The organism is Cyclobacterium salsum, assembly GCF_010119245.1.
GTDB classification, from domain to species: Bacteria; Bacteroidota; Bacteroidia; order Cytophagales; family Cyclobacteriaceae; genus Cyclobacterium; species Cyclobacterium salsum.
The window spans coordinates 18,573-43,326 of the sequence record NZ_WNKG01000017.1 but is presented as its reverse complement, the minus strand read 5'-3'; the positions used below and the strand labels follow the sequence as shown (position 1 = coordinate 43,326).

Annotated in this window: 24 protein-coding genes and 1 riboswitch; of the genes, 12 read left to right on the top strand and 12 right to left on the bottom strand. The window is 46.6% G+C overall.

Going from position 1 to position 24,754, the window contains the following annotated elements:
- Positions 1 to 11 precede the first annotated feature (11 nt).
- Complete coding sequence (locus GJS45_RS22210; protein WP_162344090.1) at positions 12 to 1,406, bottom strand: vWA domain-containing protein; 1,395 nt, start codon at positions 1,404 to 1,406, stop codon at positions 12 to 14.
- A 146-nt stretch (positions 1,407 to 1,552) separates the two neighbouring features.
- Between GJS45_RS22210 and GJS45_RS22205 the strand changes: the two genes are divergently transcribed.
- Positions 1,553 to 1,708 (top strand): hypothetical protein, encoded by a 156-nt coding sequence (locus GJS45_RS22205; protein ID WP_162344089.1) that lies wholly within the window; start codon positions 1,553 to 1,555, stop codon positions 1,706 to 1,708.
- On the top strand, positions 1,659 to 2,051 hold the full coding sequence (locus tag GJS45_RS22200; protein WP_162344088.1) for a hypothetical protein: 393 nt from the start codon (positions 1,659 to 1,661) through the stop codon (positions 2,049 to 2,051). Before GJS45_RS22205 ends, GJS45_RS22200 begins: the two co-directional genes overlap by 50 nt.
- Positions 2,052 to 2,197: 146 nt before the next feature.
- On the opposite strand, the gene GJS45_RS22195 is transcribed toward GJS45_RS22200, so the two are convergent.
- The 3 genes from GJS45_RS22195 to GJS45_RS22185 form a co-directional block, all read right to left on the bottom strand.
- Positions 2,198 to 4,234, bottom strand: coding sequence for a glycoside hydrolase family 3 protein (locus GJS45_RS22195; RefSeq protein ID WP_162344087.1), 2,037 nt, complete (start codon positions 4,232 to 4,234; stop codon positions 2,198 to 2,200).
- Entirely contained in the window at positions 4,231 to 4,548 is a 318-nt protein-coding gene (locus GJS45_RS22190; RefSeq protein ID WP_162344086.1) for a hypothetical protein, read from the bottom strand. Before GJS45_RS22190 ends, GJS45_RS22195 begins: the two co-directional genes overlap by 4 nt.
- 266 nt (positions 4,549 to 4,814) lie before the next feature.
- Positions 4,815 to 5,183 carry a DUF3127 domain-containing protein gene (locus GJS45_RS22185; protein WP_162344085.1) on the bottom strand — a complete coding sequence of 123 codons (369 nt, stop codon included), beginning with the start codon at positions 5,181 to 5,183 and terminating at the stop codon, positions 4,815 to 4,817.
- A 75-nt stretch (positions 5,184 to 5,258) separates the two neighbouring features.
- On the opposite strand from GJS45_RS22185, the gene GJS45_RS22180 reads away from it, so the two are divergent.
- On the top strand, positions 5,259 to 5,762 hold the full coding sequence (locus GJS45_RS22180) for a peroxiredoxin family protein (RefSeq protein ID WP_162344084.1): 504 nt from the start codon (positions 5,259 to 5,261) through the stop codon (positions 5,760 to 5,762).
- A 150-nt stretch (positions 5,763 to 5,912) separates the two neighbouring features.
- On the opposite strand, the gene GJS45_RS22175 is transcribed toward GJS45_RS22180, so the two are convergent.
- Positions 5,913 to 7,613 (bottom strand): GMC oxidoreductase, encoded by a 1,701-nt coding sequence (locus GJS45_RS22175; RefSeq protein WP_162344083.1) that lies wholly within the window; start codon positions 7,611 to 7,613, stop codon positions 5,913 to 5,915.
- 14 nt (positions 7,614 to 7,627) lie between these two features.
- On the bottom strand, positions 7,628 to 8,164 hold the full coding sequence (locus GJS45_RS22170) for a gluconate 2-dehydrogenase subunit 3 family protein (protein ID WP_162344082.1): 537 nt from the start codon (positions 8,162 to 8,164) through the stop codon (positions 7,628 to 7,630).
- Positions 8,165 to 8,311: 147 nt separating this feature from the next.
- Here GJS45_RS22170 and GJS45_RS22165 point away from each other — a divergent pair, with 147 nt between their 5' ends.
- The 5 genes from GJS45_RS22165 (at position 8,312) to GJS45_RS22145 (ending at position 15,627) form a co-directional block, all read left to right on the top strand.
- Positions 8,312 to 10,564 carry a TonB-dependent receptor domain-containing protein gene (locus GJS45_RS22165; protein WP_162344081.1) on the top strand — a complete coding sequence of 751 codons (2,253 nt, stop codon included), beginning with the start codon at positions 8,312 to 8,314 and terminating at the stop codon, positions 10,562 to 10,564.
- A 16-nt stretch (positions 10,565 to 10,580) separates the two neighbouring features.
- Complete coding sequence (locus GJS45_RS22160; RefSeq protein ID WP_162344080.1) at positions 10,581 to 11,189, top strand: nitroreductase family protein; 609 nt, start codon at positions 10,581 to 10,583, stop codon at positions 11,187 to 11,189.
- A gap of 20 nt (positions 11,190 to 11,209) precedes the next feature.
- A complete protein-coding gene (gldD, locus tag GJS45_RS22155) occupies positions 11,210 to 11,794 on the top strand; it encodes a gliding motility lipoprotein GldD (RefSeq protein ID WP_162344079.1) in 585 nt (194 codons plus the stop codon).
- A gap of 131 nt (positions 11,795 to 11,925) precedes the next feature.
- Positions 11,926 to 12,993, top strand: a complete 1,068-nt coding sequence (locus GJS45_RS22150; protein WP_162344078.1) for a fatty acid desaturase family protein — start codon at positions 11,926 to 11,928, stop codon at positions 12,991 to 12,993.
- A 49-nt stretch (positions 12,994 to 13,042) separates the two neighbouring features.
- A riboswitch (TPP riboswitch) is annotated at positions 13,043 to 13,139 on the top strand.
- Between the two features lie 82 nt (positions 13,140 to 13,221).
- Entirely contained in the window at positions 13,222 to 15,627 is a 2,406-nt protein-coding gene (locus GJS45_RS22145; protein ID WP_162344077.1) for a TonB-dependent receptor, read from the top strand.
- A 53-nt stretch (positions 15,628 to 15,680) separates the two neighbouring features.
- Here GJS45_RS22145 and GJS45_RS22140 read toward each other — a convergent pair whose 3' ends face one another.
- Complete coding sequence (locus GJS45_RS22140; RefSeq protein WP_162344076.1) at positions 15,681 to 16,799, bottom strand: NAD(P)/FAD-dependent oxidoreductase; 1,119 nt, start codon at positions 16,797 to 16,799, stop codon at positions 15,681 to 15,683.
- A 136-nt stretch (positions 16,800 to 16,935) separates the two neighbouring features.
- Here GJS45_RS22140 and GJS45_RS22135 point away from each other — a divergent pair, with 136 nt between their 5' ends.
- On the top strand, positions 16,936 to 19,452 hold the full coding sequence (locus GJS45_RS22135; protein WP_162344075.1) for a zinc-dependent metalloprotease: 2,517 nt from the start codon (positions 16,936 to 16,938) through the stop codon (positions 19,450 to 19,452).
- A gap of 77 nt (positions 19,453 to 19,529) precedes the next feature.
- Here the strand turns inward: GJS45_RS22135 and GJS45_RS22130 are convergent, their stop codons facing one another.
- The 5 genes from GJS45_RS22130 to GJS45_RS22110 form a co-directional block, all read right to left on the bottom strand.
- The gene (locus GJS45_RS22130; RefSeq protein ID WP_162344074.1) at positions 19,530 to 19,739 is read right to left on the bottom strand and encodes a YgaP family membrane protein; all 210 of its coding nucleotides are present in this window, start codon (positions 19,737 to 19,739) and stop codon (positions 19,530 to 19,532) included.
- A 160-nt stretch (positions 19,740 to 19,899) separates the two neighbouring features.
- Positions 19,900 to 21,114 carry a bifunctional alpha/beta hydrolase/OsmC family protein gene (locus GJS45_RS22125; RefSeq protein WP_162344073.1) on the bottom strand — a complete coding sequence of 405 codons (1,215 nt, stop codon included), beginning with the start codon at positions 21,112 to 21,114 and terminating at the stop codon, positions 19,900 to 19,902.
- Positions 21,115 to 21,213: 99 nt separating this feature from the next.
- Positions 21,214 to 21,654 carry a DUF2938 domain-containing protein gene (locus GJS45_RS22120; protein WP_162344072.1) on the bottom strand — a complete coding sequence of 147 codons (441 nt, stop codon included), beginning with the start codon at positions 21,652 to 21,654 and terminating at the stop codon, positions 21,214 to 21,216.
- Between the two features lie 34 nt (positions 21,655 to 21,688).
- Positions 21,689 to 22,231, bottom strand: coding sequence for a carboxymuconolactone decarboxylase family protein (locus tag GJS45_RS22115; RefSeq protein ID WP_162344071.1), 543 nt, complete (start codon positions 22,229 to 22,231; stop codon positions 21,689 to 21,691).
- A 152-nt stretch (positions 22,232 to 22,383) separates the two neighbouring features.
- A complete protein-coding gene (locus GJS45_RS22110) occupies positions 22,384 to 22,812 on the bottom strand; it encodes an alpha/beta hydrolase (RefSeq protein WP_162344070.1) in 429 nt (142 codons plus the stop codon).
- 54 nt (positions 22,813 to 22,866) lie between these two features.
- On the opposite strand from GJS45_RS22110, the gene GJS45_RS22105 reads away from it, so the two are divergent.
- The 3 genes from GJS45_RS22105 (at position 22,867) to GJS45_RS22095 (ending at position 24,731) form a co-directional block, all read left to right on the top strand.
- Positions 22,867 to 23,382 (top strand): DinB family protein, encoded by a 516-nt coding sequence (locus GJS45_RS22105; RefSeq protein ID WP_162344069.1) that lies wholly within the window; start codon positions 22,867 to 22,869, stop codon positions 23,380 to 23,382.
- Positions 23,383 to 23,464: 82 nt separating this feature from the next.
- Positions 23,465 to 23,965, top strand: coding sequence for a rhodanese-like domain-containing protein (locus tag GJS45_RS22100; protein WP_162344068.1), 501 nt, complete (start codon positions 23,465 to 23,467; stop codon positions 23,963 to 23,965).
- A gap of 76 nt (positions 23,966 to 24,041) precedes the next feature.
- Positions 24,042 to 24,731 (top strand): haloacid dehalogenase type II, encoded by a 690-nt coding sequence (locus GJS45_RS22095; protein ID WP_162344067.1) that lies wholly within the window; start codon positions 24,042 to 24,044, stop codon positions 24,729 to 24,731.
- Positions 24,732 to 24,754 lie beyond the last annotated feature (23 nt).

Here is a 24,754-nt window from a genome sequence, read left to right as displayed (position 1 = left end):
TTCTTTAAGGGTCAGAAATGAACGGTTTTCATTATTTTATCCGCTTTTTTTACCTCCAAGGTAAAGGTCTGTGCATTCCTGTCCTTATAGTCACCTAGTGGGGTAACTTTTACCTTATACATGCCAGGGTTTAATAGAAATTCCTTTCCTCGATCATAGGTACGGCCTCCGGCTACGTTTTTGCCAGAGGATTCTTCGGTTAAGGTAACCATACTGTCAATGGATCTGTCCGCTACCCGTGCGTCAATATGTGCAGTTCCTGTTTGGAAATCAAACGTAACAGGGGTGATCCCGCCTGATTGGATGGTGACATTTTCAATTTCCGCATAGGTGTCCATACCGTTCATGGCGAGTGCCTGAATGGTGATTTTATACGTACCTGGGTTTACCTCTACTTCTTTGGCTGAATTATAGGTACGAATCGAAGCGGTCCTATTCCCATTTTGGTCAATCACTTTTACCATCGCATCCCAAAAGTCACCATTATTTAAGATCGAAATCCCAAATTTCCCGCTGTCAAAACTAATCTCCTGATGCACCAGTCTGTCTTCCGTACTTTCTATTCCCGAAACGGTTACCATTTTTACATCACTGCCTTCGAGCGGGCTTGCTTCAAAATTGTATGTGCTCGGTGGCAAATAAAAAAAGACCGTGTCCCGGTAAGTGCGCACACTTATTGGCTCTCTTTTTCCAACGACATCATAAGCCTTAACCATGGCATCAATGGGCATTCCATTCTTTACGGCATATACCGAAGCGTTGCTTTTGGGTTTGTCTATGGTAGCCGTAGTAGCTTCATTCAGGACCGCTCCCAGGTCCACGGCATCTGTTGCCGGGAAGTACCGACCCTCCCCGGCCAAAGCAGCGCATTTTAATGGCTCGGTATCTTCATCGACTAAGCCAAAACCGATGATGTGCAAGCGAAAATCAATTCCTTCTTTTTTGGCTTGCCTCACTACCTCACATATGTTTCCGTCGCAGGACTCAATCCCATCGGTTACCAGAATGACGGTTGCCTTGGCTTTTGAGTCCCTTAGTTGATCAATTACCAACGAAGTAGCATAAGCCAAAGGGGTCATTCCCAGTGGTTTGATCGAATGTAAGGCCGTATTGAAGCCGGTTTTAGTTCCATTCTCGAAATCAACCAAAAATTCAACATCCCCGCAATCACCTTTATTCCGGTGTCCATAAGCGACCAATCCGATTTTTTGATTTTTCCGAAGGCCATTGACGGAGTTGGTCAACACCTCAGCCGCAATTTCCATTTTGGTTCTCCCCTCTAATTGACCCCACATGGAGCCGCTGGCATCGTAAATAAATACAATCGGGGACAGGGATTCATATTCTTGCGCTGACCCAGAATAGGATGACAAAACGACCAAAAAAAAGATGGTAAGGAATCTCATAAGGGGCAGGTTTAGAGCGGGATACGATAAATATAATCAAAAAATCAAGAAACCAGTTACTTTGGTAGTCATTAAAATAGACCGGGAATCAGGACAGTATCTTAATTTTATACGTATAAAGAATAGACAATTCAAATTTTCTTCCCATGAAATCTATATGTGCGTATTCCTTACTGGTAGGCTTCCTTTTTTCATGTACCGATACGGAAATCCCGATACTCCCTGAGGAGCTTGTGGGTACCTGGAAGATGGTTGAATACGAGGAAAACCAGGATATGGACCGGGTGGAATGGGTTACTTAATTATGAAAATGGTACTTATGCGCAATTGATCGGGTATCGGGAGGCTGGATCGGGAGCGTTTTTGGGCTACCGGTCCTATGCTGAGGGAACCTACACAGTGGAAGGAAACCGTGTGCTGTTTCAGGAAAGCAATCGCCTGATACATCTGGGCGGTACCATTTACGGAGAACGGGATCAATTGAGTCCTATCAACCCCAACCCGGACGTTTGGGCAGAGCTGTCGATAAGGGAAAACGGATCCGTTCTGAACATTCACCTACCCTGCAACCCCGTTTCCTCGGCAGGGTGCATTCCCGATAAAAGCTATAACAAACTGGTAGCTTTCTCCGGTGACCTGCTTTGATGCGGATTTTTCAATACGTGGGTCGCAAAAATAATACCTGACCGGATCAAAGTCAGGGTGATAAATAGCACCTTCCGCTGATCTTACCCCCTTCTAGTCAGTCCGACCGCGGTGTCAGGTAAATTTAGTTTCCCGAAGAATCAACCTCAGTAGGTCAATCCAAAACCAAAGGGAAACAGTGTATCTTCTTCGGGATATCCCGGTGCATCAGGGGCCTGGTCCACGATTGCCTCCGGCTTATTGGCCAGGGCAAAGGGAAGTTTTCCAGCTGGCTTGAATTTTCCAGTGAGGATGTCCAAAAGGGCCCCATCCGTAACGCCAAAAGTAGCCAAAATGGCTCCTGCGTTCAGGATTCCGGAATTTTTATCCAGAACATAGGGTTGTCTGAAATCAATGGCCAACACCGTATTTTCAGGTCCTACCTTTTCCATGATGGTTTTTATGTCTTTTAGAGAAGGGGTAATTTCCCAGGATGTTGAGCCCTCCATGGCTGAAAAAGCAAGTAAATCCAGTTCGTTGGGGTCCGCCCCGCCAAACCTCCGTCCGCTCTCTCTTCCGCCACTATTGGATACATTTACACGGATGATGGCCAGTTCAGTACCATCACTGATGGGGGCAAGGGTTTCTTCCTCGCCGGAATGTTGATCCCCTGCCACTGCCATGATGCCAGCCCAGGACTGGTCCTCAAATACTTCCGGGTTTACGCCCATGGTATAGACCATCAGGGAGTCACCTTCTTCCGGAAGGGCAATGGGAAGGTTCATTTTATTTTGAAGCAATACGATCGATTTTCGCTGGGCGATATCCGCTTTTCTTTGGTGGGCCGGATTACCCAGCAGGTAGGCTGCCCGGTTGGGATCCACATAGGGGTTTTCAAACAAGCCCAGTTCGAATTGTTCCCTTAACAGTCTTTCCACGGAAAGGTCTACCCGGCTTTCTGAAAGTTTCCCCGATTGAACTAAGGAAAGTAGCTGCTCATTATCATTAAAACCGGACAATACATCGGTCCCCGCTTCGATGGCGATGAGAATTTGCTCCTCTGTGCTTTTGTCTTCCAGGCCCCATGCCCGGTCTCCGATAATGCCGGTATCCGAATTGATATACCCCTTAAATCCCAGCTTATTCCGCAATAAATCGGTGAGAATTCCCTTTGAAAAAGCCATTCCTACATTGTTGGGCATGTAGGCCTGCCCCACCGGAATGCCATAGTAGGCCATGATGGAAGAGGCTCCTGCATCAATGGCCGCCTGAAACGGCGCCAGGTGGTAATCAAAATTATCGGAGGGATACACCTGATTTTTGCCATAATCGTAATGGGGGTCTCCGCCACCTTCCTGCGGCCCACCACCAGGAAAATGTTTGATGGTCAGGGCAACGCTTTTGGCATTCAGGGATTCACCTTGAAGGTTTTTGACAAGGGTCGAAAGTATATCCGATGCCAGTTCGCTGTCTTCGGTAAAGGTTTCATGCACCCTGTACCAGCGGGGTTCGGTAGAGAGATCGGCCATGTAGCCATACATTCCACGGATGCCAACCGAGGTCCATTCCCGGGCCATGATATTGGCAAAGTCAGCAATCAACGCCATGTCCCGTGTAGCGGCCAGACCGCTTTCCTTGGGCCAGGCCGAGAATGAACCTGAGGAAACATTAATGCCAGCCCTGGCATCGAAATCTACCTGATTTCGGGCATTGGACTTAAATACCACGGGTATGCCGAGTCTGGTGGATTCTGCCAATTCCTGGATGGAATTGGTAAACTGGGCCGCTTCAAAGGGGCTGATCTGCGCCCCGCCAAAAGAATTGGTCGATTCAGACCGCTCAGGGTTATTTTTAAGCACATTTCTAAATACAAACCGGGTCATCTTTTCATTCTCAATGAATTGGACCGCACGGTCTGTCATATGGCCATACTCCCCGGCATTAAGCGTATTAATCAGCAGCATGCCCACCTTTTCCTCTAAAGTCATCTGACCGAGCAGGTTTCCTATCCGCTGCTCCACCGGCAGCCGCCAATCCTCATAGGCATCCAAACGATTGTTTTTGTTGAGGTCTTTGAAGGTCAATTGCCCTTCATGCAGAAGGTCAACGGCCCGGGATTCAATCGCCGGTTGGTGGGTATAAGTACCTTGTGCATGGCCCTGAATGCACAAAAGCAAAACGGACAGTCGGAATAGATTTTTCATGATTGCTTTAATTTCCAGAGTTCTTTTGATTCATTTCCGTCTTTTGTGTTCAATTGAATTTTATCCGAATGACTGCAAATAAAACGGACCCGATCTTCCGGTAAATTGTTATGACTTGCTATGGCTCTGGTAGAACGCCATACCTCCGAATGCTTAGGTTTTGTATTTTCTTTCAGCCATTTCAATACCCGCTTGGTATGGCTTTTTTTCAAGTAACCCTGCCGTGACAGTTCAGCCAGCCAAATGACCAATCCTGCAATGGCACCGCCAACAGCACCAATAATAATTCCTTGCCATATTTGCACTTCGTCCATGTGAAAGCAATATACCCAATAATCAATTACAGTAATAGGTCTATAGAAATTATCTGTATTCGAAAATACCAGGTGAAAAAATAAAAGGAATAAAGATCCAGCAATCGGTTGGGAGAAATGATACCAGGAAATTATCCCTTTACTAATTTAAAAAGGAACGATTATCGTTTTCTAACGATTCGCTTCAAATACCATGGATGACCTGATTTCGGGAATTAACCTTTTCGAATCCGAAGCTTACGGGCAGTTTATGCGAATAATCCTGATTAAAAAGGCAGGATATCTCCTTCGCTGTCATCGCTGAAGGTACTGACATCAGGTTGGTCCTGCTTTTGGTTTCCGGAAGCCGCTGCACCACCTCCATTACTGGTATCCTGGCTGTTTACCCGCCAAACTTTCACATCGGTATACCAGCGTCCGTTGTATTCCCTGCTTTCTACTTCTATACTGGCGGTAACATCAGCACCTTCCTGAATGTTAAATTGGTCGATTTTATCTCCCCATACGGTGAGACAGACTTTTTTGGGATACTGGCCGGGAGTTTCCATGATATAGTCCCTTTTTCGCCAGGTACCGTTTCTACCGTTACCTGATTGTTCTTCCAGTGCCTGAATGATTTTTCCAGTTAGTTCCATGATGGTTGGGTTGGTTGATGAAAATACGAAGGTAATTAAAATTTTTGATTAACTTTAATGTCTAAATCTGGTAACATGAAGGTCTTAATCCTAATCGTTTTATCGATGGCTTATTTTGAAAGCCCTGCACAGGAAAAAGTAACTGACTTTACATTACCTGCCGTAGGGGACCATGAACCCTTTATCTTAAGCAATGCCAAGGGTAACTATGTGGCCTTACATTTTTTACTCAAAACCGAATGCCCTTATTGTATCCGCCATACAAATGACTATATAGAGAAATCTTCTTCCCTGGAAAATGTCATTCAGGTGTTTATTAAACCTGATACAGAGCAAGAAATCGAGGCTTGGGCGGAAAACCTTGGGGAAACTCCTTTTCCTATTTACCAGGATATGGATGCCAATCTGGCCGAGAGACTGGGTATTCCCGATGGCTATGCCTTTCACGGACAGGTGGTTCACTATCCAGCCTTGATTCTTATAGATCCTGAGGGAAAAGAGGTATACCGGTATGTTGGAAAGAACAACAGTGACCGGCTATCCTTCAAAAGATTTAAGGACATTTTAGATAAACAGTGAGAAACGTAATTCTCTACGGATTATTACTGATATTGCCCTGCCCTGCTATTAGATGCTAAATCATTTTCCTTCGCAGTAGGTAATGGACAATCTCCGAATATGGATTCTTTTCCATATTGCTAATTAGAAAAGAAAACAAAACACCAAAAGCTATCCCATATTCTTCACGGCATGGTCTACCGCTCTGGCGGCAAAGGCCATGTAGGTCAGCGAAGGGTTTTGCGTACTGGTGGAGGTCATACAGGCCCCGTCGGTCACATAGACATTGGGGCAACTGTGAATCTGGTTCCATTTATTCAGCACCGAAGTTTCCGGATCGTTCCCCATTCGGGCTCCACCCATTTCATGGATATCCAGGCCGGGGGCACGTTTGTCATCCCGGGTACGGATATTGGTGAATCCAGCCGCTTCAAACATCTCGGTCATCTGCTCCAGATAATCCTTGATCATGGCTTCGTCATTGGCATCGTAGTCCATGGCAATCTTTAACTGCGGGATGCCCCAGGCATCTTTTTTAACTGGGTCCAGGCTTACCTGACTTTCTTCTTTCGGGATGGTTTCGCCCATCATGTGGGAACCCACCCGCCAGGGCCCGTATTCCTCCCGGGTCAGCGCCTGTTCCAGTTCTTCTCCAATGCCGGAGTAGTCCGTAATCATACTTCGACTAGCACTGAATCCGGCCGCATATCCCCTCAGAAAATCGGTTTCCTGTTTGTAAACATTCCGGAAACGCGGGAAGTACCCGGAAGTGGGCCGTCTTCCCTCAGTGGTATATTCTTTTAAGCCATCGTATTCTCCGGAAATGCCTGCCCGGTAGTTATGAAAGGCCACGTATTTTCCCAGGACGCCACTGTCATTGCCCAAGCCATTGGGAAAACGGTTGGAGGTTGAATTCAACAAGATCAGATTGCTATTGAGGGCACTGGCATTCAAAAAGATTACCTTGGCATAATATTCTGTGGTTTCCCCGGTATTGGCATCGATCACCCGAACTCCCGTGGCTTTGCCTTTGGCCTCGTCATAGATGATGGAATGAACCACGGCATGGTGTTGCATACTGAGGTTGCCGGTGTTGGCAGCCCAGGGCAAGGTGGAGGAGTTGCTACTGAAATAGCCTCCAAAAGGACAGCCCCGCTGGCAAAGCGTCCGGTTTTGGCAAAGGGCCCGACCCTGTTTGGCATAAAATTCCTTGTTGCCGGTAATGTGGGCACAACGAGCCACGATTATTTCCCTTTCGGGGTAGTTTTTACGTAGAAAGTCCTTGAAGTACAACTCACCGGCTGTCAGCTCGAAAGGGGGTAAAAACTCCCCATCGGGAAGGTTGTCCCTGCCATCCTTATTGCCGGAAACGCCGATAAATTTCTCCACATGGCTGTACCAGGGAGCGATGTCCTGATAGCGAATGGGCCAATCCACCGCAAATCCATCCCGGGCAGGTCCTTCAAAATCGAAATCACTCCAGCGCTGCACCTGTCGGGCCCAAAGCAGCGATTTGCCACCCGTTTGATACCCTCTGATCCAGTCAAAAGGTTTTTCTTGTACATAGGGATGCTCCTGGTCTTTTACAAAAAAATGCTGAGCATCCTCCCGAAAGGCGTAGCAACGACTCACTACCGGATTTTCCTTTTTGATTGCTTCCGGAATGGCCCCCCGGTGTTCAAATTCCCAGGGCATCTTATTGGTGGTAGGGTAATCCTGAACGTGCTTCACTTCCCTTCCTCTTTCAAGAACCAGGGTTTTGAGGCCTTTTTCGCAAAGCTCTTTGGCTGCCCAACCGCCGCTCATCCCTGAGCCGATAACGATAGCATCGTAGCTGTTTTCCTTTTTACTGTTTATATTCAAATTCGCCATGGCGTACGTTTCTTTTATGCGTTTTCAATCTTTTTGCTTCCGTAAAATCGTGCAGGAACCAATTCATAGGGTTTGATTTCTGTCATGAAGTATTCGGAATTCAGGTAGCCTTGCAAGGCAAACTGTTTGGTGGTGCTAATAAAACCCCTAGCCGCATCTGCTTCCTTGTCTCCATCCATAACCAGGGTTTTTCGAAGGCTGTTTTCTGCCTGTGTAGCATCCATCTGGGAAAATTCCGTTCCAAAATGGGTTTTGGAAAACAGTTCCCATTGCCGGAGGCCGGTGAGAAACGCTTCCTGTTGGGTATCATTCAGACAATCGTTGCACATCACCAGCACAAAATCGGGAAGCTGTAGCGCTTCCCCGGATTTGAGCACGTTTCCCGGAAAAATCGTATGGATAATGCGGGTCAACAGTTCTTTTTCAGAAGCGGTGATCTTTAGGTTTTCATAGGCTTGCAAGATGGATTCCTCGCTGAAGTCGCAGGCCGGAATCAGAACCACCCCTCCGGTAAGCAGCGCCAATTGCTTCATGGCAGATCTTCTATCCATAATCGTAGGTATATTTAATGATAATTGTCAAACAAGGTATTGATTTTTTGATTACCTGCCACAGGTTTTTTTTATTGGTGGTATATTGCGAGCGAAATGATTTAATTTTGTAAGCGTAACTACATTCTCATCGTATTCCTCCAATCCATGATCAAAAGTTTACTATTATTAATAATTACCTTATTGCCTTTGACGCTCTTGGCGCAAACCAGAATCCTGGTGCTGGATGCACAGTCTGGCAATCCCATACCTTATGTTTCGCTGAAAGCAAATAATCTGCCTGCTTACGTGGTCGATGAAGAGGGACAAGTAAGCTTTTCATTGGAAGAAGCCACCGAGATGCGTTTTTCGCACGTAGCCTATGAGAGCAAGACCCAAACGGTACCCGTCTCAGGTACCTTGACGGTTTCCCTGCAGCGGGCTGAAAACGCCCTTTCGGAAGTGGTGGTCAGTTCCTTTGATACGGAAAGGCCGCTTTTGGAGCAGGCTGCGGGCATTGCCAGGGTTTCTGAAGCGGATTTGTTTCGGTTCAATGAAACCTCGGTGGTCCATGCCTTTAATACCAAACCGGGCATACGGGTGGAGCAAAGGGCACCCGCCAGCTACCGTATTTCGATTCGGGGTAGCTCCTTGCGCGCACCTTTTGGAGTAAGAAATGTAAAAGTCTACTGGAATGGAATCCCTTTTACGGCTGCAGATGGCACCACTCCGCTCAACATGCTGGATCTTTCCAACCTGGAGAACACCGAGATTATCAAGGGGCCTGCGGGAAGCATCTATGGTGCCGGAAATGGAGGCGTGATTAATTTTACCAGTAGTCCGGACATTAATGAAAACAGGATTAGCTCGGACCTCATTTTTGGCGACTTTGGGATGACCCGGTACCGCTTTGGATTGTCTCAAAAAATGGAGGAAGGAGGTATTAAGGTATCCTACGTGAAGCAGAAAGCCGACGGCTACCGGGACCATACCGCCATGGACCGGGAAGTTGTCCAACTGAGCGGATATTTCCAGCCCTCTGAAAAGCAAATGCTGACCACACAGCTGTTGTATTCCGATCTTTTTTACGAATTGCCCGGGGCATTGACTGCCGACCAGGTGGAGGAAGATCCTAGTCAGGCCCGACCCGGATCTGCGGCCCAAAACGCATCCATTGACCAACAGTCGATGTACGGAGTGCTTTCCCATGATTACCAGTTCCACCCAAACTTCAGTAACAAAACCTCGATCTACATCAATACCGTGGATTTCGAAAACCCCTTCAACCTGGACTATAAGAAGGAAACGCAGTTTAGTTACGGAGGAAGAACCAGTTTTACCTATGATGCCATTTGGGGTTCCGTGCCGGTACGTTTGATCGGCGGGGGGGAATACCAGTTTTCAAAGACGGCGGCCCAAAACTTTGGCAACCGGGGCGGTCAGGCAGATACCATCCGGTTCAGTGATGAATTGCAATCTACTACGGCCTTTCTTTTCCAGCAAGTGGAGGCGGAATTATCAGAGCAATTTCTACTTACGCTGGGTTTGAGTGAAAATTTTTCCAATTTGGATATTGCCAGAAACATCGATGCCATCCGGGGAATGCCCTCGCAAGCTCGTCGCACATTTGATCCGGTGATTGTTCCCAGACTCGCATTGGTTGCCAAATTGAACCCCACTGCAGCAATTCACGGGAGCATAAGTTCCGGTTTTTCCCCTCCCACCATTGACGAAGTACGGACCAATGAAGGCACGATTAACCTGAATTTGGAGGCAGAGAAGGGAATCAATTACGAACTGGGATACCGGTCCAGTTTTAATCAGGGAAGGGTGAATGTGGATCTTTCTGCTTTCTATTTTAAACTAGACGAGACCATCACCACCTTTACCAATGAACAGGGAGTGGTGCTGTTTCGCAATGCCGGGGCAACGGACCAAAAAGGAGTGGAAGCCCTGGTGGATTATGCCTTGATCCGCAATCAACTGACTTTTGTTCAAGAGCTTAAACTGACCCATACCTTTACCGGTCACTATTTTACCTTTGCCGATTTTGTAAAGGGTGAAAATGATTATTCCGGAAATGACCTCACCGGAGTAGCACCTCATACGCTGGTAAATCAATTAGATATCCGCACCAGACCTGGTTTTTACCTTAATTTCACCCACCAATTTGTGGATGATATTCCGCTGAATGATGCCAACACGGTTTACCAGGATGCCTATCACCTGCTAAATGCCCGCGCAGGCTGGAGGGGAAGTATCGGTACCACCTTGGATTTGGAAGTTTTTGCGGGAGTGGAAAACCTCTCCGATTCCAGCTATAGCCTGGGTAATGACCTGAATCCATTCGGAGGCAGGTACTTCCAACCAGCCGCTCCAAGAAACTTTTATGGTGGGATAAAGGTTGGATTGAAATACTAGTAATAACAGCACATTTATGAATAACCGACCCGTATTTAATATAGAAGAAGTCAATAAAATCATCCGAAACCGAAGGTCTCAATTTGTAGCTCAGTTTAAGGAGGACGACCCGGTGGATGATCGGATCATTATGGAAATGCTTGAAAATGCCAATTGGGCACCAACCCACAAGCTGACGGAGCCCTGGCGTTTTGTAGTCTTTTCAGGAGAAGGACTTCAGCGACTGGCTGATTTTCAATCCGGATTATACAAGGAACGAAGTGAAAAAGCCGGGAAATTTATAGAAGCCACCTATACTAAATTCAAGGAGAACCCACTCAAAGCTTCTCACATCATTGCGATCGGGATGAAGCGCGATCTTCGGGCGAATCTCCCGGAAATGGAAGAAGTAGCGGCGGTTTCCATGGCGGTACAGAACATGTACCTGACGGCCAGTGCCCATGGTTTGGCGGCATATTGGGGGACCGGCGGACCTACATTTTGGCCCGAAGCCAAATCCTTTTTCGGCCTGGAAGAAGAAGACATGCTGATGGGCTTTTTTTATGTGGCCAAACCGGCTACCGATCGCTGGCCGGAGGGAAGAAGGAAGCCAATTTCAGAAAAAGTGACCTGGGTAAGAGAATGAGGAATAGTAAAAAGCAAGGCATGGATTGTTCATCGGGATGTATCGGATGGAGCTTGCTGCTGCTGCTGTTTATCAGTTCCTGCGGAGAAGACTACCTACCCAAGCCAATGGGGTACAATCGCATTGACCTGCCGGAAAGGGAGTTTGAGTCCCTATCAATGGACCTTCCCTATTCCTTTCAGCATTCCAGTCACCTGCAGGTGGAGCCGGATTCCTTTAACATGGCTGAGAAAACCTGGATCAATCTGCACTATACGGCACTGGGAGCAAGGGTGCACCTTACCTATAAGCCAATTGAAGGGAATAAAGAAAACCTGAGAACCTACCTGGATGACGCACTCAATCTGACTTTTAAGCATCAAATCAAGGCTTACGGCATCGACGAGAGTGTTGTCCGAACGCCTAAGGGCTATACTGGATTGGTAGCCGAGTTGAGCGGAGAAGTACCGACGCAGTTCCAGTTCTTTGTGACTGATTCCACCACTCATTTTCTGAGAGGGGCGCTTTATTTCAACACCGCAGTTAAGAACGATTCACTGGCCCCGATCATTGAATATGTTAAAACAGATATGATGCATTTGATTAATACAGTGGAATTTAATTGATTCATTCGATAAAATGTAGTATCTTTCAAATTGGTATTTTGGATACCATCCCTCACCCGGCTGATTTCATAAATACGAAGCCACCTCCGACCTTGATTCACCTTTTGCAATTCACCTATTAAAATATCAGTATGGCTACGCCAAAATTTTCTAAACCTACCCTTAATTTCCATCAGGATCTCAAAAAAAGGGTAAGTGACTACTTCCGGGAAAAACAATTAACACGGTCCGGTAACCGCCCCCTTTATTTGAAAGCGGGTATCATTGTATTGTCTTTTATTTTTCTATACGTTCACCTTGTTTTCTTTACCCCTCACTGGGCATTTGCGTTGTTGGAATGCCTGCTTCTTGGTGCCATGACGGCCTTTATAGGCTTTAATGTCATGCATGATGGGGCACATGGGAGCTTTAGTGACCGGCCCTGGGTCAATCGATTGGCAGGTCTTTCTATCAATTTTCTGGGAGCGAATGTATTTATGTGGAAAACCAAACATAATGTGGTACACCATTCCTATACTAATGTGGAAGGAGTGGATGACGACTTGAACGCCGGCCATTTTTTGAGACTTTCCCCAACCCAGAAAAAGTTAAAATTTCATCAGTTTCAACATTACTACTTTATTTTTACCTATTCTCTGCTGTACCTTTATTGGGTGTTTTTTACGGATTACAAAAAGTACGTGACCAAAAAGGTCGGCTTGGTTCCCATAACGAAAATGAAGCTTTCAGACCATATCAGTTTCTGGTCTTTTAAGGCCATTCATCTGGTCTTATTCCTGGCCATACCCATTTATATGGTAGGCTTTAGTCAATGGCTGCTGGGTTTTGCTGTTTTCAGTTTGTTTGCAGGACTATTACTGACCCTGGTATTTCAACTGGCACATAGCCTGGAGGAAACGGCTTTCCCGATACCTTCCCCGGCCACCAACAGCCTGGAAGACGAATGGATGATTCACCAAATCCGCACCACTGCTAATTTTGCGACCGGCAACAAACTGCTAACCTGGTTTTTGGGTGGTTTGAATTTTCAAGTTGAGCATCACTTGTTTCCAAAAATTTCGCACATTCACTATCCTGCTATCAGCAAGATAATCAAACAAGCATGTCAGGAGTATAACATCACGTATCTGGAGCATCAGAAATTGCGTCGTGCTTTCGTTTCCCATTTCCGACATCTAAGAGTATTGGGAACGGCTTAAGCCATGCGGTAGTATTTGGCATTCCCATTTCTACCACTTACATTTGCATCAAGATCATTAGGGGTGCCCCAATATACCGGGCTGAGATCATACCCATATTACCTGATCCGGGTAGTGCCGGCGAAGGGAAATGAGAAATAGCTAATCGTACGTACTGCTATTGGGTAAACTACGAAAAAAGGAATACCCCTTTATTCCTTTTATGTTTAACCGAATTCGTTAATAATTATGATTCGCATGTATCTGTCAGCCGCAGCAATGCTGTTGACCCAATGGGCAATGGCCCAAAACCGCATTCAAGGAGAAATCAGGGATGCCGAAAACGATGTTGCCCTTCCGGGTGCCACCATTATCCTTGAAGATTCGGACCAAGGTACCGTCTCGAACAGAAACGGAAGCTTTGAGCTGAATGGAATGGGGCAGGGAGAATGGGAACTACGGATATCCTATGTGGGATATGAGACCACCTGGGCTACCGTCCGGGTTCCGCAGGATTCACCGCTTTTGATTGAGCTAAATCCGATTACCATCTCTACAGAGGAGTTTATCGTCTCCGGAACCAGGGCCTCAGCCACCACCCCCACCACCTTTCAGGTGATAGACAAATCGGACCTTTCCAAAAATAACCTGGGCCAGGACCTGCCGATGTTGCTCAATTATACCCCTTCCATGGTCACGCACTCCGATGCCGGAGCAGGCGTAGGCTATACAGGTTTGAGAATCAGGGGAACCGACCAGACCCGGATTAACGTGACAGTGAATGGGATTCCGCTGAACGACGCCGAATCACACGGCGTTTTTTGGGTAAACATGCCGGATTTTGCATCTTCGGTAGAAAACATCCAAATCCAAAGGGGGGTAGGTACTTCCACCAATGGAGCGGCCACCTTTGGTGCCAGCCTGAATATCCAAACGGATACCAAAAAGGAAGAAGCCTATGCGGAAACCGATCACTCGGTGGGCTCTTTTGCTACCCGTAAACACACCATAAAGGCAGGTACAGGACTAATTGACGACCGTTGGGCGGTAGATGCCCGGCTTTCCAGGATTTCTTCTGATGGCTACATTGATCGGGCGTTCTCAGACCTGAAATCCTATTTCGTTTCAGGCGGCTATTTTGGCGATGATCATGTGGTAAAGGTCAATATCTTTTCCGGATCTGAGCAGACGTATCAGGCCTGGAACGGCGTACCCGAAAACCTACTGGAAACCGATCGCACCTATAACGGCTACACGTATGAAAACGAAACCGATAACTACCAGCAGGATCATTATCAGTTTATTTATGCCGGTACCTGGGGAAATTATCTGAAGGCCAATTTTGCGTTACATTATACGCAGGGACAAGGATACTACGAGCAATTCAGACCGGATGATAACCTGCCGGATAACTATGGGATTGATCCCATCCTGATCGGAGGGGAAGAAATAAACGAAACCGATATTATTCGTAGAAGGTGGCTGGACAATGATTTTTATGGGGCGGTTTATTCTCTGAAATACGTGTCCAAAAATGGTAAAGTGGATGCCATTTTGGGCGGAGCAGCCAATCGTTATGATGGAGACCACTTTGGGGAAATCATCTGGATGGGTGTGAGCGGAGATACCGATATCCGCGACCGCTACTACGACAACGTGGCGGTGAAGGATGACCGGAATATTTACCTCAAATCAACCTACGAAGTACAGGAAAGGCTGTATTTGTTTGGTGATTTTCAGTGGCGAAATATTTACTACCGTTTCGAGGGAATCAACAGCGACCTAAGGACGATCACCGGTAGCCAGAATTATAACTTTTTTAATCCTAAAGTTGGCTTATCGTATGAAACAACCAATGGAAAGACCTGGTATGCCTCCTACGCCGTGGCCAATCGGGAGCCGGTACGGGCAGATTTCACGGATTCTCCGCTCGCAGAAATCCCCAGACCGGAGACCTTGAATAATGTGGAAGCGGGCGTTCGCGTCAGTCGCAATCGCTATCAATACAGTGCCAATCTGTATTACATGGGGTATCAGGACCAATTAGTACTCACCGGACAGCTCAACGATGTAGGGGCTTATATCCGGGAAAATGTTGCCAGTAGCTACCGGGCAGGGCTAGAACTGGATGGGGCAGTGCAGCTTACCTCTCGCTGGACGGTGGGAGGAAATATTGCATTTAGTAGAAATAAGATTGATACGTTTACGGAATACAACGATGTGTACGATGAAAATTGGGGATTCGCCGGCCAGGAAAGCACCACTTATCAGGATACGGATATTGCCTTTTCTCCCAATCTGGTAGGTAGTGCCCTCATCGATTTCCGTCCGGTAAAAAACCTGGAGCTTAGCCTGCTCAATAAGTATGTTGGGAGACAGTACCTGGACAATACCCAGCAGGAATCCCGTAGCCTGGATCCCTTCTGGACGACCGATCTACGGTTCTCTTACAGCTGGAATCCCGGGTTCGTGGAGGAAATGGCGTTTTCTGTAAAGGTAAATAACGTTTTCAACGAATTGTACGAACCCAATGGCTATACCTTTAGCTATTTCGTGCCCACCGAAGGAAACAGCGGACGGGAATTGGTGACTGAAAATTATTATTATCCTATGGCCGGGACCAACTACCTTGCGGGTCTGTCCATACGCTTTTAAGAGAAAGCTGCCAAGCCACCCCATGGCGTTTTCGAATGCTATTTGGGGTGGTTTTATTGGATAGGAGTGCCGTGGGTCTGTCGAATAAGTTGTCGGGAAAGAAAGGAAGAGCTTTGTAGCAATTTTACAGCCAGGGAAGATACCAGTGGTGCTCCAAATAGCTGTTGTATTTTCCTTCCCAGCATGAGCCGTTTCCGAAAAAATAGATTCCAATTTTTTTGATAGGCCTCCTGAATTTCAGTGAGGCCTTGTTTTTCCTTAAAGGCTTCGGCTGCCAGGATTGCCGTATGGATCGCAATGGCCATTCCGTTTCCGCAGAGAGGGGTGATCATGCCAGCCGCATCGCCTAGCATCAGGATCTGATTTTCCACAGGCTGTTTTGTGGCAAAGCTGATCTCGTTGATCACTTCCGGTCTGTCCCATAAAAAATGAGCATTTTCAAAAATATGGCGAATATGAGGGTTTTTGTACAGGTAGGTTTCTTCCATGGCCGCAATACTTCCGGAAGTTTTGAGCTGTTCCCTGCTTCCAAGGTAGCACAAGTTAAAATGCCCGTTTTCAACCTTATTGATTCCCAGGTAGCCACCATTGTAGTTATGTAACGCCACCATTTGGTCCTCCAATCCCTCCATCTGTATGTGGTATTTTATGCCTACATAGGGGCTTCTTTTTTGTATGAAGGGCCGCGCTAATTTTTTATCAATTTTGGATCTCTTGCCATAAGCACCCAGTACAAATTCCGCAGGAAGGATGGTACCGTTATTGGTTTCAACAATAAAACAGTGCTTTTCGGATTCGTAATGGACATCGGTAACCTGGGTTTTCTGCAAAAACTGCACCCCCTGTTCCATGCATTTTTGATAAATATGGTGGTCTAGTACGTAGCGGCTTATCCCAAAACCGCCTAAATCCAACGGAAAATCTGCGTGATTTCCATTGACGGCACTTAATCTAAATTGGTTGATGGAAGGCGGATTGTGCTCAAAGGGAAACAAGTCTTCCCGAATCAAAAAATCTTTTACCTCATTGGACACGTATTCTCCACAGACCCGATGAAAGGGATAGGTTTTCTTTTCGATAACCAGCACTTTTCTACCTTGCCGGGCTAATAGATAGGCAGCTGTCAGTCCGGATAAGCCACCTCCAATAATAATAATTTCATTTTCAAACATGCGTGATTTTTTAACTATTCTTATTCGGGATGGTTTGGAAAACGAGAAAGATATTTCAACAGGTGATTTCCATTCCGGATAACAAACAGATTTAAAAATAATCCTTTAATTTCGTCTTTCCATTAAATCATTGAAAATGAAAAAATACAAGCATCGGTCGAAGTCAGGTATACTCCTTACGCTTTTGGTAAGTTTTTGCTTTATCCTGGTTTTTACCGAAGAAGCCGACGCTCAGCGTAAAAACAAGAAAAACAAAAAGGAGGACGAAAAACAAGAGGAAAAAGCCTCGGATGAGAAGGAGGAATCCAAAGGAGGTTTAAAACCCTACAAAGAAATCATTACAGAGGAGGCACAGAGCCGGGAAGGGCTTTTTGACGTTCACCTGGTGGATGGGTCTTATTTTTATGAGATTCCGGAGGAAATGCTGGGTAGGGAAATGTTAATGGTCACCACCATCGCTAAAACGGCTTCGGGAATAGGCTACGGAGGCGAGCGAACCAATACACAGATGCTACGCTGGGATAAAAAGGATAAAAACCTGCTGCTTCGGGTCGTTTCTTACTCCAATACGGCCTCTGATTCGCTCCCGATCTATGAAGCGGTGAGAAATTCCAATCTGGAACCCATTCTTTATCGCTTCGACATCAAGTCTAAAGGTAAGGACGAAACAGGCTGGGTGATAGAAGTAACGGACCTTTTTTCCAAGGACATACAGGCCCTTGGCTTGCAGAAAAACCGGCGTACCCAATACAAGGTTTCCCGATTGGATACGGATCGATCCTACGTAGATAGCATTCGCACCTACCCCACCAATATTGAAGCCCGATACGTGCTTACCTATGCTGCTGCCGAGCCACCTTCCAATTCCAGCACGGGCTTGATCACGGTAGAAATGAACAGTAGCATGGTTTTGCTTCCGGAAGAACCCATGATGCAGCGACTGGCGGATCGCAGGGTGGGCTGGTTTAGCACTCGGGTGACCGATTACGGCCTGGATGCGCAAAAGGCCAGCAAGCGGACTTACCTGGATCGCTGGCGATTGGAAGTGAAAGAAGAAGACCTTGAAAAGTTCCAGGCGGGCGAGTTAGTAGAGCCAAAAAAACAAATCGTATACTATATTGATCCCGCTACACCGAAGAAATGGGTACCCTATCTGAAGGCGGGGGTCGAGGATTGGAATGTGGCCTTTGAGGAAGCGGGATTTAAAAACGCCATTGTGGCAAAAGATGCCCCTACGCCCGAGGAAGACCCGAATTGGCATCCCGAGGACGCGCGCTATTCGGTGATTCGATATTTTGCTTCCGACATACAGAATGCCTACGGTCCTCATGTTTCCGACCCCCGATCCGGTGAAATCATTGAGTCCGATATCGGTTGGTACCATAATGTCATGAACCTGCTGCGCAATTGGTTTTTTGTCCAAACGGCGGCTATCAATCCGGAATCCCGGGGAATTGAATTTCAGGATGAAGTGATGGGCAGGTTAATTCGGTTCGTCTCTGCGCACGAAGTTGGCCATACCCTGGGTTTGCCGCACAATTTTGCCTCCTCTTTTGCCTATCCGGTAGATTCCCTGCGTTCAGCCACTTTCACCCGTGAATTCGGTACGGCCCCCTCCATTATGGATTATGCCCGGTTCAATTACATTGCACAACCTGAGGATGAAGGAGTACACCTGTATCCAGAGGTGGGGCCTTATGACAAATTTGCTGTTGGATGGGGGTACCGGCCCATTCCCGAAGCCAGTACTCCGGAAGAGGAGCAGGCTATCCTGGATCAATGGATATTGGAAAAACAGGGAAATCCGGTCTATCGGTACGGGCGACAGGGCAATCCCTACGATCCCAGCACCCAAAGCGAAGACCTGGGTAACGATGCGATGAAGGCTTCTGACTATGGCATCCAGAACCTGCAACGGATCGTACCAAACTTGATCGAATGGACGGCAGAGGAAGACAAACCCTATAAGGATTACAGTGATCTGGAGGAATTGTACGGACAGGTTTTGGCCCAGTATAACCGATACATGGGACATGTACGAACCAATATAGGCGGGGTCTACGAAATTTATAAAGCCACGGGTCAGGAAGAGGAAGCCGTATATACCCACGTAGCCAAAGCCACCCAAAAAGAAGCCATGGCATTTTTGGTTAATGAGTTATTTGCTACCCAGGACTGGTTGACCAATGAGGCCATTACCCGGCGTATCGAAGATTTTGGAATGCTTGACCGGGTGCGAAAGCTTCAGGTAACTACGCTGAATGGCATACTGGAATGGGGCAGATTGGGAAGGGTCATCGAAAACCAGGCCCTGAACGGAGCATCGGTCTATGGTTTGCTGGAGATGATGGATGACCTCAGCGAGGGGATATGGTCCGAGCTTCCCCAGGGAAAAACCATCGATGTCAACCGCAGAAGCCTGCAACGTGCGCATATAGAGCGGCTGGAACTCCTGCTTACCGAAGATGAAAGTGGTAGGTCGGCTTCCTCCTTAGATGCCTCCCAGTCGGATATCCGGCCAGCCGCTCGGGCGGGCCTAAAAACCCTTCAGGGGCAAATTCAAAGGGCCATCCCCAGAACCGGAGACCGGATGAGTAAAATCCATCTAGAGGATTGTCTGGAACGCATCAAAGAGATTCTGGATCCTGCCTAAGTACAGATTCCAGGTAAAAGTTTAAAGGCTGATTTCCGCGAGGAGTCAGCCTTTGTTTTCTTAATACGGTGCCTACCTTAATTTTCTTTTGCCGGGCAAGTCTTTATTCCAACCAGCGTATAAAGGGGACAAAAACTCACCAGGCTTGTCAGCAGAAAAATAGCTGCCACTGCAATAAATACCAAGCCTAGGGTTGCCGATACGGCTCCTGTAAAGTAAAGATAAAGGGCGACCATAGCGATAATAGTCCGCACCACGCGATCAATAGTACCCATGTTTTTTTTCATGATAAGTTGTGTTTTGGTTTTTATATGTGCGCGCCAGGGTCAAATAAATTGATCCTCAGAACGGTACATGCTAAAGTTAGTCATTGTGGAGAAGGGGCCGTGTGATATCTATCACCGAACACCTTTTTATTTTTGGACTTTCTCTATGTATCGGGAAATTTTATTCGTTTTTAAACTTTGTTTCTATAATGATTTGCTCCTGCAGGGTACGGTGGACCGGACATTTATTGGCGATTTCCAATAGTCTTTTCCGTTGGGTTTCGTCGATGTCTCCGGTTATTTCCAGGCTTCGGGTAAAACGACTAATCTTGGCATTCTTATCGTCCACATTGTCGCCATCCTTTTGGTGAACTTTATCATGGTCCAGGTACACATTGATTTCCTCCAGTTTCCATTTTTTACGCTGAGCATACATTTGCAGGGTCATGGCAGTACAGGTGCCCAGTGCTGCCATGAGTAGGTCATAAGGTGTGGGGCCCAGATTATCGCCTCCCACCTCTTCCGGTTCATCTGCCAGCAGGTGATGGAAGGGTGTTTTCACTTCGGAGGTGTAGCCATCCCCGGCCAGCCGAATCTTTACTGCGTGTCCTTTGGTATCGTTGGGCACGGTAGGAGCGGGTATGTATTTTCTGGACCAGGAACTGATCATTTCTCCCACGTATTGGCTGTCAGTCGGGTTGGATAACAGGTGGTCCGCACCATCCAGGGAAACAAAACTTTTGGGATGGTAGGCTTTTTCATACAACTCGGCTGCATGCCGAATATCCACGATGAGATCCTGTGGGGAGTGTAAAATCAGGATGGGTTTCTTGAGTTTAGACAGGCAGAAACCCAGGTCTTTTTGGCGGAGATCCTGAATAAAGGCTTGGTTGATTTCAAAGCCCCTACCGCCGATATGAACCGTGGAAGATCCCTTTGTTTCAATAGATTCCAGGTGATCCTCAAACAAATGGGCGATGTGCTGAGGGTCTGAGGGGCTTCCAATAGTCACCAATGCTTCAATATGCGGCAGGGTTTGGGAGGCAAAAATGGCAGCAGCACCGCCAAATGAATGTCCGATCAGCAGGGAAGGGGCCTGGTAACGTTTGGTCAAAAATTCCGATGCGTCTATCAGGTCACTGATATTGGAAGAGAAGTTGGTATTTTCAAACTCCCCTTTACTATTTCCCAAACCCGTAAAATCAAGGCTCATAACCGCAACCCCCATTTGAGAAAGGGTATTGCAAATGTTTTGAATGGCTTTCAGGTTTTTGTCACAGGTAAAACAATGGGCAAACAGGGCAAAAAAACGAGGATGCTGGTCAAGCGGATGATAAATGTAGGCAGAGAGATCGATTCCCTGGCGGTTTTTAAAACGTACGGTTTCCTTTTTCATGCTTTTAGCGATTTATTCATTTTCAAAGTATAACAAAAAAAGAAATTCCGGACACGAACCCTGGTTCTGTCCGGAATTTCCAGTGAGTCCCGTTTATTTTCAGGTAAAGCTGAGCTTATCCTCCTGATCAGGAAACAGCTTCTTGTTTATAATGAAAATGAACGGAATGACAAATACCCAATGCCGCAATAGCGAGCCTATGGCCATCATGGGTCCGGCATTGCTTCCGGCTACTCCGGCACCCATTAAGGGGAACATAAAGAACCATACCAGTGCGATCGTCTGGGCGGTGATGAAAATAAAAGGCCTTACCCAATGGGGCCCCCATAGCGAGGGAGCGATGGCCGCATAAAGTATGGCTAATAAGATGCCATTACTGTAATGGCCAAACACCCCATATACCAGGCCGAGACCGGTCTTTTCGCCCAACAGGGCGGGTAGATCCCACCACTCGCCGGACATCAGCAGACCGAATACATCAAATAATACCGTACCGATGAATCCTGCGATGATTGCGTTTTTCCAATTAATTGATTGCATAACGAATAAAATTTTAGTGATAATGGTATTGGACTTAATTTAACGGGGCTGCTTCCGGGAAATCTACCGGAACTTTGGTCACATTATGAAGCATATTGGTAATTGCTTTTTCGCCAATGGCCACGATGGTATCTACCAGATTTTCTTTATCATATCCGGCTTCAAAGAAATTTTCCAGAACCGTGTCATCTATTTTTCCGGCATTTTCCATGACCGATTTGGCGAGTTTTGCCAAAGCATCGAATTTCGGATGGAATGTGGCCGTACCTTTTCGTATTTCCAGGATTTCCTTTTCAGAGAAACCGTTCATTTTACCAATGGCGGTGTGAGCTGCCAGGCAATAGGTACAGCCATTGATTTGGCTGACCACCAGATTGACCACTTCTTTTTCCTTGTTGTTCAGGCTGGTTTTGCCATTGGCAAAGGCGGTATATCTGGCCAGTGCGTTGTTTGAAAGGGCATAGGTGGCATAAATGTTAGGGACAAACCCCACGCCGCCTTCGATCTTTTCCAAAATGGCCTTATTTTCTTCGCTTACCGATGATTTAGTTGGTACGTCAAATTTAATGTTACGCATAGCTTTTTTGTTTTTGTTTTAATGATGTTACAAAGGTGCCATGCAGGACAGCCAAAGAAAATGGCAATACCCCCTTATTCCTTGTCAATTATTCCCGAATGATGGAATGATGAGAAAGAAGAAGGCTTTTGGTGAATTAAGATATGAAAAAGTCATTGGCTAGCAGGTGTTTCCAGGCTGGAAACGAAACGGATGATTTCCTCTACCATGGTTTCGCGTTCTGTAAAAGGGATCAGGTGTCCTTTATTTTCGAAGGTTTTTATTTCCAGCCAATTTTCGGGGATGTTGTTTTTGGAGAAGGCTACATTCCCATAGGGAACCAGTCCATCGTCATCACCATGTATATGGAGCACCGGTTTACGAATTTGGTCCCAGTCCGCAATAAACGTTTTGAGTTCATCTTCATGGCTGTACTTTTCATCTGCATCCACCCGCAGGGAGCGGGGGGCCAGCCATCGGGTACTTTTGTATAGGGCCAACTTGCCAAACCACAAGTACTTTTCCTGCTCCGGATCAATGGCCGGAGCAATCATAATGGTTCCCTTCAACCAATCGGGATTCTGAATTTCCTGACAGCTCAAATTGTTTTTTTAGCGAAAGTTCAGTTTATTGCATGGTTACAAAAAGGATGATATATGGTGGTTCGATGGATTGCACTCTTACTCTTTATGGCCGGAACGAATCTACATGCGCAGGAATATTTTGAAAAACAGTATGCCGGAGTCTGGCAGCGAAACCTAAACTATTCAAAATCCGTGGCGGAAGCCATGCCGGAGGCTGGTTATGATTTTAGACCTACGGATGAAGCCATGTCTTTTCAGGAGCAATGGCTTCACGTGGCGGATAATATCAGCATGCTGACCTCACGCATTACCGGGGATCGGAAAAGCTTTTACCGCAAAGAGGATGCTACCGGCTTCAAAAAAGCAGATGTAATGGCTATTCTGGATCGGGCCAATGCCTATGTGCTGGATTTGATCCAAAATGCCTCCGAATCTCAGTTAAATGAGGAGATTGAATTTGGGGGCGTTTCCATGACCAAGGAAAATATTTTTTACCTGCTGCGCGATCACCAGGCCCATCATCGGGCACAATGCCTGGTATACCTTCGAATGAAAGGGGTATCGGCTCCCGGCTATGTCGGCTGGTAGATATCCTGCTAAAAAAATGTCAATAGGGTAATATTTTGCTGTTTTTGGGAAATTATTGCCTGGAAACGAGTGTTATTACCCCATGAATGCATCCTTTCCACGATTAATTTGTTTCATTGCCTTGACTTTTATTGCGGTTCCGGCAATTTCGCAAAGCCTGCCGTTTAAAACCTTGCTAAAAACCACCTATGACAAGGATTTTCCCCTGGTTTACCCCGAGCAAAAAGACTTGCTAAAGGAGGCAGTGATTTTGGATACCCGTGAACGAGAGGAATATTCCGTTAGCCACCTTGAGTCAGCCCAATGGGTAGGGTACGAAACATTTTCCATGGAGTCGGTGTCCGAAATTTCAAAGGAAGAGACCATTGTGGTTTATTGCTCCATTGGGGCCCGAAGTCAGGAAATTGGCAAAAAACTGAAGGCGGCCGGGTACCAACACGTGTACAACTTGTATGGAGGAATTTTTCATTGGGTGAACGAGGACAACCCCGTCTTTACACCCGACACCATTCAGACGGATCGGGTGCATACCTACAATAAAATGTGGGGCATGTGGCTGAATAAAGGGGAAAAGGTGTATTAATTTCAGATGGTCGCCGGACTATTCCTAACTTTTCAATAATAAAGGCATCTGGCCAAGAAAAGAAAATTATTAACGAATGAAATCAAAAGCCGCATTTCTCGAAAAACCTCAGTTATTGATTTTTGATGTCAATGAAACCTTATTGGATTTAAGTCCGGTAAAAAGGAGGGTGAATGAACTAAGAGGTGATGCGCATGCCTTCAAGGAGTGGTTTTCCCTGCTGTTGCATTACTCCTGCGTAGAATCAATAAGCGGTAATTACATTGAATTCGGCTCCATAGGCAAGGCCACACTGAAAATGGTTTTTCAGGAGTACCGGAAAGACATTCAGAAAAAGGAGATAGAGGAGGTTTTAGATTTGATGGGTACACTTCCTGCCCACAAGGAGGTGCCCGAAGCCTTGGAATTGTTTCGACACGCGGGGTATACGCTGGTGGCACTGAGCAACGGTAGCCTGGATCTGGTTCAAAAGCAACTGGATCATGCAGGGCTTTCCCCATTTTTTGAACGGATTTTCAGTGTCGATGTCACCGGTAAATTTAAGCCCGACCCGGCTACTTATACGCATGTATTGGATCAAATGCAGATCCAAGCCAACAAAGGAATGCTACTGGCGGCCCATGCCTGGGATATTCTCGGGGCCCAACGAGTCGGAATGCAAACGGCATTTGTCTCCCGTCCGGGTAAAGTGTTATATCCGGAGGCACCTCTTCCGGAATACACCGGGAATTCGTTGGTGGAAATTGCCGAACAAATGGATCAATAGTTGGTTTGATGGATGGAATCAAT

Coding starts and splice junctions, on each gene's coding strand:
- GJS45_RS22210 (WP_162344090.1), bottom strand. CDS start 1,406: ATGAGATTCCTTACCATCTTTTTTTTGGTCGTTTTGTCATCCTATTCT.
- GJS45_RS22205 (WP_162344089.1), top strand. CDS start 1,553: ATGAAATCTATATGTGCGTATTCCTTACTGGTAGGCTTCCTTTTTTCA.
- GJS45_RS22195 (WP_162344087.1), bottom strand. CDS start 4,234: ATGAAAAATCTATTCCGACTGTCCGTTTTGCTTTTGTGCATTCAGGGC.
- GJS45_RS22190 (WP_162344086.1), bottom strand. CDS start 4,548: ATGGACGAAGTGCAAATATGGCAAGGAATTATTATTGGTGCTGTTGGC.
- GJS45_RS22185 (WP_162344085.1), bottom strand. CDS start 5,183: ATGGAACTAACTGGAAAAATCATTCAGGCACTGGAAGAACAATCAGGT.
- GJS45_RS22180 (WP_162344084.1), top strand. CDS start 5,259: ATGAAGGTCTTAATCCTAATCGTTTTATCGATGGCTTATTTTGAAAGC.
- GJS45_RS22175 (WP_162344083.1), bottom strand. CDS start 7,613: ATGGCGAATTTGAATATAAACAGTAAAAAGGAAAACAGCTACGATGCT.
- GJS45_RS22170 (WP_162344082.1), bottom strand. CDS start 8,164: ATGGATAGAAGATCTGCCATGAAGCAATTGGCGCTGCTTACCGGAGGG.
- GJS45_RS22165 (WP_162344081.1), top strand. CDS start 8,312: ATGATCAAAAGTTTACTATTATTAATAATTACCTTATTGCCTTTGACG.
- GJS45_RS22160 (WP_162344080.1), top strand. CDS start 10,581: ATGAATAACCGACCCGTATTTAATATAGAAGAAGTCAATAAAATCATC.
- gldD (WP_162344079.1), top strand. CDS start 11,210: ATGGATTGTTCATCGGGATGTATCGGATGGAGCTTGCTGCTGCTGCTG.
- GJS45_RS22150 (WP_162344078.1), top strand. CDS start 11,926: ATGGCTACGCCAAAATTTTCTAAACCTACCCTTAATTTCCATCAGGAT.
- GJS45_RS22145 (WP_162344077.1), top strand. CDS start 13,222: ATGATTCGCATGTATCTGTCAGCCGCAGCAATGCTGTTGACCCAATGG.
- GJS45_RS22140 (WP_162344076.1), bottom strand. CDS start 16,799: ATGTTTGAAAATGAAATTATTATTATTGGAGGTGGCTTATCCGGACTG.
- GJS45_RS22135 (WP_162344075.1), top strand. CDS start 16,936: ATGAAAAAATACAAGCATCGGTCGAAGTCAGGTATACTCCTTACGCTT.
- GJS45_RS22130 (WP_162344074.1), bottom strand. CDS start 19,739: ATGAAAAAAAACATGGGTACTATTGATCGCGTGGTGCGGACTATTATC.
- GJS45_RS22125 (WP_162344073.1), bottom strand. CDS start 21,114: ATGAAAAAGGAAACCGTACGTTTTAAAAACCGCCAGGGAATCGATCTC.
- GJS45_RS22120 (WP_162344072.1), bottom strand. CDS start 21,654: ATGCAATCAATTAATTGGAAAAACGCAATCATCGCAGGATTCATCGGT.
- GJS45_RS22115 (WP_162344071.1), bottom strand. CDS start 22,231: ATGCGTAACATTAAATTTGACGTACCAACTAAATCATCGGTAAGCGAA.
- GJS45_RS22105 (WP_162344069.1), top strand. CDS start 22,867: ATGGTGGTTCGATGGATTGCACTCTTACTCTTTATGGCCGGAACGAAT.
- GJS45_RS22100 (WP_162344068.1), top strand. CDS start 23,465: ATGAATGCATCCTTTCCACGATTAATTTGTTTCATTGCCTTGACTTTT.
- GJS45_RS22095 (WP_162344067.1), top strand. CDS start 24,042: ATGAAATCAAAAGCCGCATTTCTCGAAAAACCTCAGTTATTGATTTTT.